The sequence below is a fragment of the Variovorax sp. W1I1 genome, from assembly GCF_030815625.1.
In the GTDB taxonomy this organism is placed as follows: domain Bacteria; phylum Pseudomonadota; class Gammaproteobacteria; order Burkholderiales; family Burkholderiaceae_C; genus Variovorax; species Variovorax paradoxus_C.
Genome location: NZ_JAUSWZ010000001.1, coordinates 4,697,999 through 4,711,429, shown reverse-complemented (window position 1 = coordinate 4,711,429; position 13,431 = coordinate 4,697,999). Strand labels below are relative to the sequence as shown.

Sequence of the window (13,431 nt, the reverse complement as noted above, 5' to 3'; positions counted from 1 at the left end):
GAGAGAAACACGATGAAGAAAAGAATTTCCGGCTGGCTCGCGGTCATGGCTACCTTGGGTCTGGCGCTGGGGCTGACCTTCTCCGCCCCCGCATCGGCCGAATCGGGCGGCTTGGCGTGGGACAAGGCGCCCAACAAGACGACCGACGTGCAGGCTTTGCAGAACGGCGCCAAGCTGTTCGTCAACTACTGCCTCAACTGCCACTCGGCCGCCTTCATGCGCTACAACCGCCTGCAGGACATCGGCATCACCGAGCAGCAGATCAAGGACAACCTTCTGTTCACGACCGACAAGGTCGGCGAAACCATGAAGGCCAACATCGACGCGCGCCAGGCCAAGGAGTGGTTCGGCACCACGCCGCCCGACCTCACGCTGGTCGCGCGTTCGCGTGCCGGCCACGGCGGCACCGGCGCCGACTACCTCTACACCTTCCTTCGCACCTTCTACCGCGACGACACCAAGGCCACCGGCTGGAACAACCTCGTGTTCCCGAGCGTCGCCATGCCGAACCCCCTGTGGGAACTGCAGGGCGAGCGCCGGCCGGTCTACACCAAGGTCGAGCAGCACGGCCATGCCACTGAAGTCTTCACGGGCAAGTGGGAGCAGGTCACCCCGGGCACCCTGAGCTCGGTGCAATACGACAACGCCGTCGGCGATCTGGTCAGCTACCTGGAGTGGATGGCCGAGCCGGCGCAGAACACCCGCATTCGCATTGGCGTCTGGGTCCTGCTGTTCCTGGCCATGTCGGTGGTTTTCGTGTGGCGACTGAACGCCTCGTACTGGAAAGACGTCAAGTAGTTCCGTCCACGCCGACCGGTTGCCTCGTGCATCCGGTCCCACAGAGTGGGTTGCCAACGCGACCCACTCTTTTTGATTTTTAGGAGTCTCTCGCCATGATGGTCTTGTATTCAGGAACGACCTGCCCCTTTTCCCACCGCTGCCGCTTCGTTCTGTTCGAAAAGGGCATGGACTTCGAGATCCGCGACGTCGATCTCTACAACAAGCCCGAAGACATCAGCGTGATGAATCCGTATGGCCAGGTGCCCATCCTGGTCGAGCGCGACCTGATCCTGTACGAGTCGAACATCATCAACGAGTACATCGACGAGCGCTTCCCGCATCCGCAACTGATGCCCGGCGACCCGGTCGACCGCGCCCGCGTGCGCCTGTTCCTGCTCAATTTCGAGAAGGAACTGTTCGTCCACGTCTCGACGCTGGAGAACCGCACCACCAAGGGCAACGAGAAGACCATCGAAAAGGCACGCTCGCACATCCGCGACCGCCTGACGCAGCTGGCGCCCGTGTTCCTCAAGAACAAGTACATGCTGGGCGACAACTTCTCGATGCTCGACGTGGCCATCGCGCCGCTGCTCTGGCGCCTCGATTACTACGGCATCGACCTCAGCAAGAACGCGGCTCCGCTGCTGAAGTACGCCGAGCGCATCTTCTCGCGTCCCGCCTACATCGAAGCGCTCACGCCCTCCGAAAAGGTCATGCGCAAGTAAAAGCTGCGTCCAAGTCCCGTTCTCTGCTCTTTCATGATCAACGCGCTCGAGTCGTCTTCCACCCGCCCGTACCTCATCCGGGCGCTGTACGAATGGTGCACCGACAACGGGTTCACGCCCTATGTCGCGGTGCAGGTCGACGACACCGTCCAGGTGCCGCGCGAGTACGTGAAGAACGGCGAGATCGTGCTCAACATCAGCTTCGATGCGACCAGCTCGCTCAAGCTGGGCAACGATTTCATCGAGTTCAAGGCCCGCTTTGCGGGCAGTGCGCGCGAGATCAGCGTGCCGGTAGGCCGCGTGATCGCGATCTATGCGCGCGAGAACGGACAGGGCATGGCGTTTCCCGCGCCAGCGCCCGCGGTCGACAGCGGCAGCGATGTGCCTGCCTCGCCGACGGGTCCGGCGCGCATGCCTTTGCGTGACGCCTCGCGCGGCACCGAAGGCGATGCCGGCAAGATCGTTCACCTGGTCACGGGTGAAGAAGGCGGCGAAGTGGTCGATGCCAACTCTGCCGGCGCGACCACGGACCCCGTCGACGAGCCGCCGCGCCCGCCGGCCGGTGGCGGTGGTTCGAGGCCCTCGCTCAAGCGCATCAAGTAGGCGCTTGCAACGGGCTACTAGAATCACGCACTCCGAAGAAATTCAGCCGCTTTAGCTCAATTGGTAGAGCACCCGCCTTGTAAGCGGAAGGTCGTCAGTTCGATTCCGACAAGCGGCACCAAAACCCGAAAAAGCCCTCCCGCGGTTCTCCGCTCGGAGGGCTTTTCTTTAGGGGACAGATGAGCGAGAGGTGGCTACGACAGCGCCGTCTTCCGCTCAGCACTCCCCGGCTCCGCCAGCTTGCGATGCTGCTCCGCCAGCTTCGGCCCCGGCATCACCCGCGACAGCGCCACCTGCATCTTGTTGCGCCATCCGGCGATCACGCCGCTCTCTCCCTTCATCATCGCGTCGAAGCCGGCCTTGGCCACTTCCGCCGGGTCGGCCTTGTCGGTCTGCTGGCCGACGCGCGTGTCGAGCATGTCGGCGCGCGCGAAGAAGTGGGTGTCGGTCACGCCGGGCATCAAGCAACTCACCGAGACGCCCGTGCCCTTCAGCTCGTTGCGCAGCGCCATCGCGAAGGAATCGATGAACGCCTTGCTGCCGTTGTAGACCGCCTGGAAGCTCCCCGGCTGGAAGCCCGCGATCGAGCCCGTGATGAGGATGCGCCCCTGGCCCGCCTTGCGCATCTCGCGGCCCACGCACTGCACGAGGTAGATGGTGCCGGTGATGTTGGTGTTGATCACATGCTGCACGTCGTGAAAGTCCTGGTCGAGAAAGCCGTGGCCGAGGCCGTGGCCCGCATTCGCGAACAGCGCGTCGATGGGCCGACCCTCGGCCGCGGCCAGCAGCGCGTCCACGCCGTCGCGCGTGGCGAAGTCGGCGCGCACCGACACCACGTTCGCGCCCAGCACGCGCAGCTCGGTCTCGGCCTGCTCCAGGGGCTCGTCCGCGCCGATCAACAAGTCGTAGCCGTTGCGCGCGGCGAGCAGCGCGAGTTGAAAGCCGATGCCTGACGAGGCGCCCGTCACCACGGCAAGGGGGCGAAGGTCTGTGGTTTCCATGTCGGTCTCCTTGGAAAAGTTGAATGAAACGAAGCGCGCCGGGCCCGTTGTCCGTTGTGCCTCCGGGCTTGAGCACAGGCGCCTGCCTTCGAAAAACCACCGTAAAACCTTGCGATCGGCTGCGCGTAGGAATGCGTGCCGAATCTGCGCCCGCCATGTCGTGTGCCCGCGGCGGGCAGCGCCGAAGAAAAAACTCGCCGATGCGTGGAAAAGGCAGGTCGGCGACTTAGATAAAAGTAGTCAATTTCATTTGCGAAATCACATCGCCGCCAAGCCATAGTTCACAGTTATTCTTGCCAATTGACTTTGTTTGCTTTTAGTAAAGTAGGGGGCATGGATGAACTGATCGAAGCACGCCGCGCAGCGCTTCACGATGTCATCGACGACGCGGGTCGCCCCAGCAAGGTCTCCGCAAAATACGGCTCGACGCCACCCCACATGAGCCGACTTCCCCAACTGATTGCCCAGGGCTCCTACGCCTTCCGGCGCGGGCAAAGCGCCCGCGACTGGCCGATCCGCCATCTGCCCCTGCCCCCGCGAATTGCCGCGCTCGTTCCGCTGCAGACCATCGAGCCGCGCGGCCGACATCGCAATACCTGACCTCCATTCGGCAGAACAAAAACACCCCGGCGAAAAGTACCAATGATCAACGTCCTGTTCATAGAAGACCAACCTCTGGTGTCGGAAGCGACAGCAGAAAAAATTGCGCGAAGTCCGCTCGTCGCCAATATCGAGGTCTGCAACAGCGCCGATAAGGCGCTGCTTGCATTGAAGGCAACGCCCGACCGATGGGGCTTGATCCTGCTCGACCTAGACGTGCCCGGCGCGGTAGGCCTGTCGCTTGCCATGGAAATCAAGAAGCTGGGCAAGGAAGGGCGCACCTGCATCCTGACCGGCACGCACCGGACCGACTACATCGCCCAGGCCAAGGCCAGCGGGTTCCAGGGCTACATCCTCAAAGCCATCGAAATCAAGGAGCTCGAGGCGAGTCTGGACAAGGCGATTGCGGGCGAAAAGGTCTTTCCCGAATTGCCCGACCTGGGCGCGAATCCGAATGCCATTCGGCTGACCAACCGCCAGTGCCAATGCCTCGAATTCGTCGGCGCGGGGCGCTCTACCAAGGAAATCGCGCGATTGCTGTCATTGCACCCGGGAACGGTCAATTACCACATCGATTCCGCCATGGAAGCGCTGGGCGTGAAATCGCGCGCACACGCCGTTCAGAAGGCATTGCAACTCGGGCTCCTGGCAGGTTTCGCCACGAGGAGCAGCGATGGGAATGCTTGAGGAGCTTCTTCGGGGCTTCACCAAGAACAAAAGCGAGCCGCTCGACGAATCGCTGATGGAAAAGCAGGGGCGGCTCTCCCGCTCCCTGATTCACGCGACGCTGGCGCACCGTCATCTGGCGGAGCGCCAATTCTTTGTCCAGCAGGTGGCTTACTGGATCACGATCTTCGGGCTCCTGGTCGCCGAGGCGAGCGCGCCGATTCTGGATTCGGCGTCGATGTGGACCTGGCTCACCGTCTCGGTGGTGACCTGGCTGATCCGCGTCGCGCTTTTCTGGCCGCTGACGCAATTGCCACCGGCGGTCGTCAAGAAATCCCTCGGGCTGAAGCTGATCCCGATCGTCATCATCGTCATTGCCTGCTTCTACTGGATCTGGACCATCCATTTGTTCGTGGGGCCGGTGCTCACGGTGCGCGTGTTGATCATGTGCATTGGCCTGCTCAGCATCAGCGTGTCGATGACCGGCATGTGGCCGGTGACCCCCATTGCCGTGGTTCTTTACAACGTGCTGCTGTGGGGCGCTTTTTCGGCCAACCTGTATTCCAACGGCGTTGCGAGCTTGTCGGTCATCGTGGCGCTAGACATGGGTGTGCTGGCCGTGCTGTGGCTGAATATTTTCATTGCGGTTCGCCAGCTCAACGATTTGCTCGCGCGCACCCATGAAGCCAGTCAATTGGTGAACCAGCTCGAAATTGCCAACGACAAACTCGAAAGACTGAAGGACACCGCATACAAGACGCTCGATACCCGCTCGGAATTCTTCGCGGGGGCGAGCCACGATTTCCAGCAGCGCCTGCATGCGGCGAAATTGTGGGTGCTGTCCGCCATGGCGGCGACCAAGACGAATCAATCGGCGGAATCGACGCTGGATCGCTTGGGGCAGGAAATCGATGCGCTTCAGATTTATATCAACAATATTCTCGAATTCGCGCGAATTGAAGCGCTCGACGCCGGGGTGAAGATCCGGGCCACGGAAATTCAATCGCTATTTCAAAAGCTCGATCTGCATTTCGAGAAAATCGCCGAACGCGATGGCGTGCAATTGCGTTTTCGAATTGCGAGAATTACCGTGGGCACCGATGCTTCCATGCTGCTGCGGATGCTTGAAAACCTGGTTTCCAATGCGCTCAAATACACAAAAAATGGTGTGCTGGTATGCGCCCGCAGAACATCGAGGGGCGCTTCCATTGAAATCTGGGACCAGGGGCCCGGAATCAAACTCGAAGCGCGGCAGCGGATTTTTGATGCTTTCCATCAGGAAGAAGTCGACGATCAAGGTCGCAGCAAAGGCGTGGGATTGGGATTGGCCATCGTGAAGCGATTTGCCACGCGCCTCAATTACCGTATTGAAGTCAAATCGGTGATGGGGCAGGGGACGCTTTTCCGAATTCTTATTCCTAGAGAATTCGTGATAGGGCCGGGTACGATCGAAAATTCCCGGTGATTCGAATTGGTCGAGGCATAGGCGTGAGATTTAAATTGACAACTAAGTTTGGGTAAATACCGCGCCGGCTTTTTAATTCGATGCGCAATGCATCAATTCCAATTTGCAATGGCGGACCACCGTCACCCTTGCAAGGCCGCAACGCACTGAACCTGGCGTCGATGTTCGTGGTCACAACCGATCGCGCACTCCAGCACCGTGGCCCGCCATTGGGAATACGCAGAATTCACTGGTGTTGCGCAATGGCGCGTATACGGAAGTTTTATTTCCAATCGAAGACGCTCTTCCACACAGCGCAATTGCACGGGTCATGGCCCGACTGGTATTAGTCATTGGTTGTTTGAAATTCAGTTGTCTCTAAAGTCGCGGCGTGCGCTCATCGGAGGCGCGGGAGAGAACGCAATGCAGGCCGCATCGGACGCAGATCCTGGGAGGGAGCGTGACGACTTTTTCTGTCCACGGACGGAGGAGCGATTGCTTCGATGGGGCCGGCTTGTGAATCAGGGAGGTGCTGCGAGGAGGGGGGTTGACGCTGTGGACATCGACGGGTTGCTGCTCCGGAATTCGGAGACGCTGCACGCGCATTCCCGTGCGACGGAAGCCAGCCGCAGGGCGGAAGGCTTCCTCATGGGGCTGTGCGTGGTCGTGGCCTACAGCTGGGCGTTGGTCGTGTCGGTGGCTTTGTACGTGCAATGACTCCGGGGGAGCGCGGGTGCAACCCGTCGAACGGTGCTCCGACGAGCATTCGACCGCTTGCATCTGCCGGCTTGTACGTGCCTGAAAACATGGCAATCGGCGCGGCTAAACGCAGTCTCCCCCCTCCAACCAGGTAATCCTGGTAACCCAGGTCCTCCGGAGAGGCCTGGTTTCTTTTTCTTCTTCTAAAACTCCGCCCCTTCGACCAGGAAGCGCAGGCGCCGCACGCCCTGCCACTCGTCCGCATCGAGCCGGAACGCGAGCTTCACCTTCGGCGGCAACGGTTCGGTGTGGCTGAACCAGATCGCATCGATCGGCTGGCCCTGGTGCCGGAGCTTGAGCGCCAGGTGCTTCTCGCCCACGAGGCGCTGCGACACCACTTCAACTTCCTCGCTGAAAGTCGGCGGCGCGAAGCCCTGGCCCCACACCTCGCGGTGCAGCGTGTCCACGAGGTCGATGCGCATGTACTCGCGCGCGATCGGCCCGTCGGTCTCGATCTGGCGCGTGAGCGCCGATGCCGCCAGCCACTCGCCCGCCACCTGTGCGAGCGCCTGCTCGAAGGTCTTGAAATGCTCGCGCGCTACCGTGCAGCCGGCCGCCATCGCATGCCCGCCGAAGCGCAGCAGCACGCCCGGATGGCGCTTGGCCACGAGGTCCAGCGCATCGCGCAAGTGAAAGCCCGGAATCGACCGGCCCGAGCCCTTGAGTTCCTGTTCCTTGCCCGGCGCGCCGCTCGCGGCGAACACGAAGGTCGGGCGGTGGAAACGGTCCTTGATGCGCGAGGCCACGATGCCGACCACGCCCTCGTGGAAGTTCGCGTCGAACACGCTGATGGCGGCCGGCGGCGCCTCGATGCCTTCGCCGTCGGTGGAGAAGAGCGATTCGGCCAGCAGCAGCGCCTGGTCGCGCATGCCGCCCTCGATGTCGCGCCGCTCGCGGTTGATGCCGTCGAGCATGCGCGCGAGTTCGTCGGCGCGGCCGGCGTCGTCGGTCAGCAGGCATTCGATGCCCAGCGTCATGTCGGCCAGCCGACCGGCCGCGTTGATGCGCGGGCCTAGCGCGAAGCCGAAGTCGAAGGTGGTGGCAACCGACGCCGTGCGGCCCGCGGCCTTGAAGAGCGCGGCCACGCCCGCGGGCATCGCGCCTGCGCGGATGCGGCGCAGGCCCTGCGCGACGAGGCGGCGGTTGTTGGCGTCGAGCTTCACCACGTCGGCGACCGTGCCAAGCGCGACCAGCGGCAGCAATGCATCGAGCTTCGGTTGCGACGCCACGTCGAACACGCCGCGCGCGCGCAGCTCGGAGCGCAGCGCGAGCAGCACATAGAACATGACGCCGACGCCCGCGATGCTCTTGCTCTCGAAGTCGCAGCCGGGCTGGTTCGGATTCACCAGCACATCGGCGATGGGCAGTTCGGGTCCGGGCAGATGGTGATCGGTCACCAGCACCTGCAGGCCGCGCGCCTTCGCGGCCGCGACGCCTTCGACGCTCGCGATGCCGTTGTCGACGGTGATCAGCATGTCGGCGCCGCTGTCGGCCACGCGCTCGGCAATCGGCGGCGTAAGGCCGTAACCATCGACCACGCGATCGGGCACGAGGTAGCTCACGTGCTTGGCGCCCAAAAGGCGCAGGCCGCGCACGCCGACCGCGCAGGCGGTGGCGCCGTCGCAGTCGTAGTCGGCGACGATGCAGAGGCGCTTGTCCTGCGCCATCGCGTCGGCCAGCAGCACGGCGGCTTCGCGCGTGCCGCGCAGGGTGTCGGGAAGCAGCAGGCGGGCGAGGCCGTCGTCCAGCTCGTCCTTGGCCATCACGCCGCGCGCCGCAAAGAGGCGCGCGAGCAGCGGGTGAACGCCGGCCTGCTCGAGGGCCCAGACGGTGCGCGGGGGAATGTCGCGGGCGATGATCTTCACAGCGACTCCAGCACCGTGGCGGCGCGCGTGCGGTCGAAGAGGCTCTTCGCCCAGCGCGCGAGGCCGCGCTGCTGCACGGTGTAGCGCTGCGCGGCGCGGTCGCCGCAGAGCGTGAGCGTCACATCGGCGCCGCGCGTGTAGTCGGCGAGCAGCGAGGCGATGGCGCCGGCATCCAGCGCCTGCCAGGCTTCGGCCCAGCCTGGGCCGTCGTCGCGCAGGGCGGGAACCCGCAGCGCATCGGTGACCGTCGGCGAGGTGAATGCAGGCGTGGTGCCTTTCAATGCGCCGGTCCCGCTGAGCCAGAAGGAGTTGATTGGCGGCACGCCGCGCGCGGCGCGGTCGTCGTTCACGCGCTGCGTGTAGAGCAGCATCTGCATCTCGTTCTGCAGGCGGCGCAGCGGCCGTGCCGAGTCGCCTAGCGGCGACCACTGCGAAATCGGGTAGCCCACCGCGCGGTCGATGGAGGCCGTGGCGAGGCCGTCGAAGATGCGCGCGCGGGCGAGCCAGCGGCCGGGCGTGGAAGAAGCGTGCAGCGCGATGCCGTCTTCCTCGAAAAACGGGCGGGCGACCTCCAGCAGGGCGGCCGATTCGGCGGCATCGATCTCGATGGCGGCCGGATCGCCCAGCGCCACGTCGTCGATGCCGACCTGCCAGTTGCACAGCGTGACGACGCCCCAGCCTTCGGTGTCGTCGGGGGCGGCAAGACCGGCCTCGCGGGCTTCGAGCGCGGCCCAGGGGATGCAGCCGTCGGCGGCGGCGATGCCCAGCGCCTTGGCGAGCGCCCGCTCGTGCGGAGGCGAGCGCGTGCTTTCGTCCTGCGTGTCGGTGTCCGCGAGGGAGAGGCGGGAGAGCAGGGATTCGAGATTCGGGAGCTTGAGTGCCGGCAGAGCGGCGCGGCACGCCGGGGAACCGCGGCCGGCGAAGGGGATCAACAAGTGACGTGGGGGGTGTTCGGCCATCCCTCTATTGTCCCGGAAGCCCCCAAACGTTTCGAGATGCCACAATCCCGCCCCTATGCGACTCCCATATGAACTGCAGCTCGGCTGGCGCTACACGCGCGCAGGCCGGGCGACGCGGCGCAACGGCTTCATCTCCTTCATCTCCGGTGTCTCGATGCTCGGCATCGCGCTGGGCGTGGCGGCGCTGATCATTGTGCTCAGTGTGATGAACGGCTTCCAGAAAGAGGTGCGCGACCGCATGCTCGGCGTGGTGTCGCACATCGAGATCTTCTCGCGCGACGGGCAGGCGCTGCAGAGCCTGGACGAAATCATGGCCGCCGCGCGCAAGAACCCCGAGGTCATCGGTGCGGCCCCCTTCATCAACACGCAGGCGCTGATCGCGCGCGGCGAGGACATGAAGGGCGCGATCGTCCGAGGCATCGACCCGAAGCTCGAACCCGAAGTGACCGACACCGGCGGCATCGCGAGCAAGGGCACCTTCGACAAGCTGGTGCCGGGCGAATTCGGCATCGTGCTGGGCGTCGAACTCGCGCGTTCGATGTTCGTGCAGCCCGGCGACAAGGTCACGCTGGTGGCACCGGGCGGCCAGGTGACGCCGGCCGGCGTGGTGCCGCGCCTGAAGCAGTTCACCGTGGTGGGCACCTTCGATTCGGGCCACTACGAGTACGACTCGGCCCTGGCGATGGTCCACGAGCAGGACGCGGCCAAGGTGTTCCGCCTCGAAGGCCCGACCGGCATCCGCCTGAAGCTCAAGGACCTGAACGAGGCCCGCGACGTGGCCGACCAGCTGGCCGTGAGCCTGCCCGGCGAATTCCTGATCCGCGACTGGACGCGCCAGAACAAGACGTGGTTCGCGGCCGTGCAGGTCGAGAAACGCATGATGTTCATCATCCTCACGCTGATCGTGGCGGTGGCGGCGTTCAACCTCGTGTCCACGCTCGTGATGACGGTGACCGACAAGCGCGCCGACATCGCCATCCTGCGCACGCTGGGCAGTTCGCCGCGCAGCATCATGGGCATCTTCGTGGTGCAGGGCGCGATGGTGGGCGTGATCGGCACGGTGGCCGGCCTCCTGCTGGGCCTGGGCATCGCCTACAACATCGACGTGATCGTGCCCTTCCTCGAACAGCTCTTCCATGCGAGCTTTTTGCCCAAGGACATCTACCTGATCAGCAAGATGCCGAGCGACCCGCAGCAGAGCGACATCATGCCCATCGCGATCATTTCCCTCGTCCTCGCCTTCCTGGCCACGCTGTACCCGAGCTGGCGCGCCAGCCGCGTCAACCCCGCGGAGGCGCTGCGCTATGAGTGAAGTCGTTCTCAAGGCACGTGGCCTCACCAAACGTTTTCACGAAGGCCGCATCGACCTGACGGTGCTGCATGGCGTGGACCTGGACGTGCATGCCGGCGAAACGCTGGCCATCGTCGGCGCATCCGGTTCGGGCAAGAGCACGTTGCTGCACTTGATGGGCGGGCTCGATTCGCCGACCGCAGGCAAGGTCGAGTTGCTCGGCAAGGATATCGCGCATGCCGATGCAGCGGAGCAGGGGCGACTGCGCAACCTGCATCTTGGCTTCGTCTACCAGTTCCATCATCTGCTGCCGGAGTTCAGTGCGCTGGACAACGTGGCGATGCCGCTGAAAATTCGGCGCGTCGAATCGTCGCAGGCGGCGGAGTCGGCTCGCAAGATTCTCACGAGCGTGGGCCTGGGCGAGCGTGTGCAGCATCGCCCGGCCGAGCTCTCGGGCGGCGAGCGCCAGCGCGTGGCGATCGCGCGTGCGCTGGTCACGCAACCCGCGTGCGTGCTGGCGGATGAGCCGACTGGCAATCTGGACCGCAGCACGGCCGACACGGTGTTCGATTTGATGCTCGATCTGGCGCATCGCCATGGCACGGCGTTCGTGATGGTCACGCATGACCAAGAGCTGGCGAAGCGTTGTGACCGGGTGCTGCAGTTGGTCGCGGGTCGTCTCGCGGTCTGACCTTTGTTTTCTCCCTCCCCCAGGGGGAAGGAGCTAATACAACGCTTCTTCGGTCTGCCGCGCATCCAGCGGCAGCACGCACAGCACCTTCCCACCCAAGGTCAGCACGAGGCCGAGCTGTCCGCCGATCTGCATCACCTGGCACACCACACGCGGTGCATCGGACCTGGGGCTCGTCGCAGCCGACATGGCGAGCGCACGTGCCGGTGGCTGCCGCAGCATCGCGAACAGCGTTCGCGCATCGCAGTCGTGCAGTGCTTGCCGGTACACATGGAAGACGGCATCAGCGCCGCGTTCTTCCACGTCCCTGTCGTCCTGCCGCAACCGCAGCAGCGCGCGATGCAACTGCTGCCGGCACGCGGCCTCGGTCTTGCCGCTGGCCTCTGCGATTTCCTTGAAGCTGGCCTCGAACACCTCGCGCAGCAGCACTGCGGCGCCATCGGCTGGGCTCAGCCGCGTGGCCAGCAAGTGCAGGGCGCGATCGATCTCCTGGGCCATCGCGGCGCGGTCTTCTGTCGAGGCGGCTTCAGGAGGCGCAGCCGATGCCTTCGCATCGGAAAGCCACTGCTGCATCCAGTTGCGCCGCCGCAGCCGGTCGATGGCGAGGTGCTGCATGACGGTGGTCAGCCAGGCCTGGGCCGCATCGAGGGTGGGCTGATCGCCCGCCTCGAGCGCGCGCAGGTAGGTGTCCTGCACCACGTCCTCGGCTTCGGCCTGTCCGCCCAGCATGCGCGCCGCTGCGCGAACCAGCCGGCTTCGCAGTGCCGGCAATTGCGAGAGATAGCGTTCATCGAGCATCGGCGCAGCTTGCCACAGCCCCTGCAATGTCACGAAACTGTGGCCTTGTTCGTCAAGACAGTTCAACCACAGGAGTTTTTCTTGATCATGGAAACCGACGACGACACCCAGCCCGCGGCCACGGCCGAGCCGCGCAACTCCTACCTGGAGGAAAAGGCTTTCAAATCGCGCACGCTGCTGATCTTCGGCAGCATCACCGACTCGGTGGCCGCCGACGTGACGCGCCGGCTCATCGCGCTCGACGCGGATAACGCCGAAAAACCCATCGACATCCTCGTGAGCTCGCCCGGCGGGCATCTGGAGTCGGGCGATGCGATCCACGACATCGTGCGTTTCATCAGCGCGCCGGTGAACATGATCGGCACCGGCTGGGTGGGCAGCGCCGCCACGCACCTGTTCCTGGCGGCCCCGCGCGAGCGGCGCGTGTGCCTGCCGAACACGCGCTTTTTGATCCACCAGCCCAGCGGCGGCGCGGGCGGGCAGGCGACCGACATCGCCATTCAGGCGCAGGAAATCATCAAGGCCCGCCAGCGCATCGCGCACGAGATCGCACGCGAGACCGGCAAGCACATCGACGTGGTGCTGGCCGATATCGAGCGCGACCGATGGCTCTCGGCGGAGGAGGCGGTGGAGTACGGGCTGGTCTCGCGGATCATCCAGCGCAAGACCGAGCTGAAGTAGCCCGCAATCGGCCGATATCGGCCGATCACTTCGGCTTGTAGGCGACGACGTCGATCTCGACCTTCGCGTCGACCATGAGGCGCGCCTCGGTGGTCGAGCGCGCCGGCTTGTTCTCGCCGAAGTAGCTCATGTAGATGCGGTTGAAGGCACCAAAGTCGCGCGCGTCGTGCAGCCAGACGGTGCTCTTGCACACGTCGTCGAGCGTGGCGCCGGCCAGCGCGAGCACTTTCTTCAGGTTCTCCATCACCTGGCGCGTCTGCGCCTCGATGCCGCCCACCACGATTTCGCCGTCCGCATTGGCGGGCACCTGGCCCGACACATAGATGAAATCGCCCGCACGCACGGCCGGGGAGAAGGGGCGGGCCTGGCGGTCCGAAGCGACGGGCGGGGCGCCGAGGTATTCGAGGGGCATGGGAGGACTCCTGAAATGAGGGAAGTGAAAGGAAACCGGATCGCAAGTATCGATCCAATCTGAAAATCTATTTCAGAATAACCCTCGAACAAGGGTTAACACGGATGATTTGGCATGGTTGATGCTTCAAAGTCCGGGCGGAAAAGAAAATTTCTT

General features: G+C 64.1%; 14 protein-coding genes and 1 tRNA gene. 10 read left to right on the top strand and 5 right to left on the bottom strand.

What is annotated here, in order from left to right:
* Positions 1 to 12: 12 nt before the first annotated feature.
* From QFZ83_RS22135 to QFZ83_RS22120, 4 genes are all read left to right on the top strand, one after another.
* Positions 13 to 798: a cytochrome c1 gene (locus tag QFZ83_RS22135; RefSeq protein ID WP_307510125.1), complete on the top strand. Its 786-nt coding sequence runs from the start codon at positions 13 to 15 to the stop codon at positions 796 to 798.
* A 95-nt stretch (positions 799 to 893) separates the two neighbouring features.
* On the top strand, positions 894 to 1,505 hold the full coding sequence (locus QFZ83_RS22130; RefSeq protein WP_013539743.1) for a glutathione S-transferase N-terminal domain-containing protein: 612 nt from the start codon (positions 894 to 896) through the stop codon (positions 1,503 to 1,505).
* 33 nt (positions 1,506 to 1,538) lie between these two features.
* Positions 1,539 to 2,108, top strand: a complete 570-nt coding sequence (locus QFZ83_RS22125) for a ClpXP protease specificity-enhancing factor (RefSeq protein WP_307510123.1) — start codon at positions 1,539 to 1,541, stop codon at positions 2,106 to 2,108.
* Between the two features lie 45 nt (positions 2,109 to 2,153).
* Positions 2,154 to 2,229: transfer RNA gene (locus tag QFZ83_RS22120), tRNA-Thr, on the top strand.
* A gap of 73 nt (positions 2,230 to 2,302) precedes the next feature.
* On the opposite strand, the gene QFZ83_RS22115 is transcribed toward QFZ83_RS22120, so the two are convergent.
* Entirely contained in the window at positions 2,303 to 3,109 is an 807-nt protein-coding gene (locus tag QFZ83_RS22115; RefSeq protein ID WP_013539745.1) for an SDR family oxidoreductase, read from the bottom strand.
* Between the two features lie 333 nt (positions 3,110 to 3,442).
* Here QFZ83_RS22115 and QFZ83_RS22110 point away from each other — a divergent pair, with 333 nt between their 5' ends.
* From QFZ83_RS22110 to QFZ83_RS22100, 3 genes are read left to right on the top strand one after another with little or no spacing between them, the layout of a single operon-like run.
* Positions 3,443 to 3,709, top strand: coding sequence for a hypothetical protein (locus QFZ83_RS22110; protein WP_307510120.1), 267 nt, complete (start codon positions 3,443 to 3,445; stop codon positions 3,707 to 3,709).
* A 42-nt stretch (positions 3,710 to 3,751) separates the two neighbouring features.
* Positions 3,752 to 4,396 carry a response regulator transcription factor gene (locus QFZ83_RS22105; RefSeq protein ID WP_013539747.1) on the top strand — a complete coding sequence of 215 codons (645 nt, stop codon included), beginning with the start codon at positions 3,752 to 3,754 and terminating at the stop codon, positions 4,394 to 4,396.
* Entirely contained in the window at positions 4,383 to 5,840 is a 1,458-nt protein-coding gene (locus QFZ83_RS22100; RefSeq protein WP_307510116.1) for a sensor histidine kinase KdpD, read from the top strand. Before QFZ83_RS22105 ends, QFZ83_RS22100 begins: the two co-directional genes overlap by 14 nt.
* 881 nt (positions 5,841 to 6,721) lie before the next feature.
* Here the strand turns inward: QFZ83_RS22100 and recJ are convergent.
* Together recJ and QFZ83_RS22090 are read right to left on the bottom strand one after the other, a co-directional pair.
* Positions 6,722 to 8,443 (bottom strand): single-stranded-DNA-specific exonuclease RecJ, encoded by a 1,722-nt coding sequence (recJ, locus tag QFZ83_RS22095; RefSeq protein ID WP_306880120.1) that lies wholly within the window; start codon positions 8,441 to 8,443, stop codon positions 6,722 to 6,724.
* Positions 8,440 to 9,402 carry a hypothetical protein gene (locus QFZ83_RS22090; RefSeq protein ID WP_307510113.1) on the bottom strand — a complete coding sequence of 321 codons (963 nt, stop codon included), beginning with the start codon at positions 9,400 to 9,402 and terminating at the stop codon, positions 8,440 to 8,442. The genes recJ and QFZ83_RS22090 overlap by 4 nt, the downstream gene beginning before the upstream one ends.
* Before the next feature lie 55 nt (positions 9,403 to 9,457).
* On the opposite strand from QFZ83_RS22090, the gene QFZ83_RS22085 reads away from it, so the two are divergent.
* Positions 9,458 to 10,714 carry a lipoprotein-releasing ABC transporter permease subunit gene (locus tag QFZ83_RS22085; protein ID WP_013539751.1) on the top strand — a complete coding sequence of 419 codons (1,257 nt, stop codon included), beginning with the start codon at positions 9,458 to 9,460 and terminating at the stop codon, positions 10,712 to 10,714.
* On the top strand, positions 10,707 to 11,384 hold the full coding sequence (lolD, locus tag QFZ83_RS22080; RefSeq protein ID WP_306880117.1) for a lipoprotein-releasing ABC transporter ATP-binding protein LolD: 678 nt from the start codon (positions 10,707 to 10,709) through the stop codon (positions 11,382 to 11,384). The genes QFZ83_RS22085 and lolD overlap by 8 nt, the downstream gene beginning before the upstream one ends.
* 33 nt (positions 11,385 to 11,417) lie before the next feature.
* Here the strand turns inward: lolD and QFZ83_RS22075 are convergent, their stop codons facing one another.
* Positions 11,418 to 12,215, bottom strand: coding sequence for a sigma-70 family RNA polymerase sigma factor (locus QFZ83_RS22075; protein ID WP_307510108.1), 798 nt, complete (start codon positions 12,213 to 12,215; stop codon positions 11,418 to 11,420).
* A gap of 54 nt (positions 12,216 to 12,269) precedes the next feature.
* On the opposite strand from QFZ83_RS22075, the gene QFZ83_RS22070 reads away from it, so the two are divergent.
* Positions 12,270 to 12,863: an ATP-dependent Clp protease proteolytic subunit gene (locus tag QFZ83_RS22070; protein ID WP_013539754.1), complete on the top strand. Its 594-nt coding sequence runs from the start codon at positions 12,270 to 12,272 to the stop codon at positions 12,861 to 12,863.
* Between the two features lie 25 nt (positions 12,864 to 12,888).
* On the opposite strand, the gene QFZ83_RS22065 is transcribed toward QFZ83_RS22070, so the two are convergent.
* Positions 12,889 to 13,275, bottom strand: coding sequence for a RidA family protein (locus QFZ83_RS22065; protein WP_013539755.1), 387 nt, complete (start codon positions 13,273 to 13,275; stop codon positions 12,889 to 12,891).
* Positions 13,276 to 13,431: the final 156 nt, after the last annotated feature.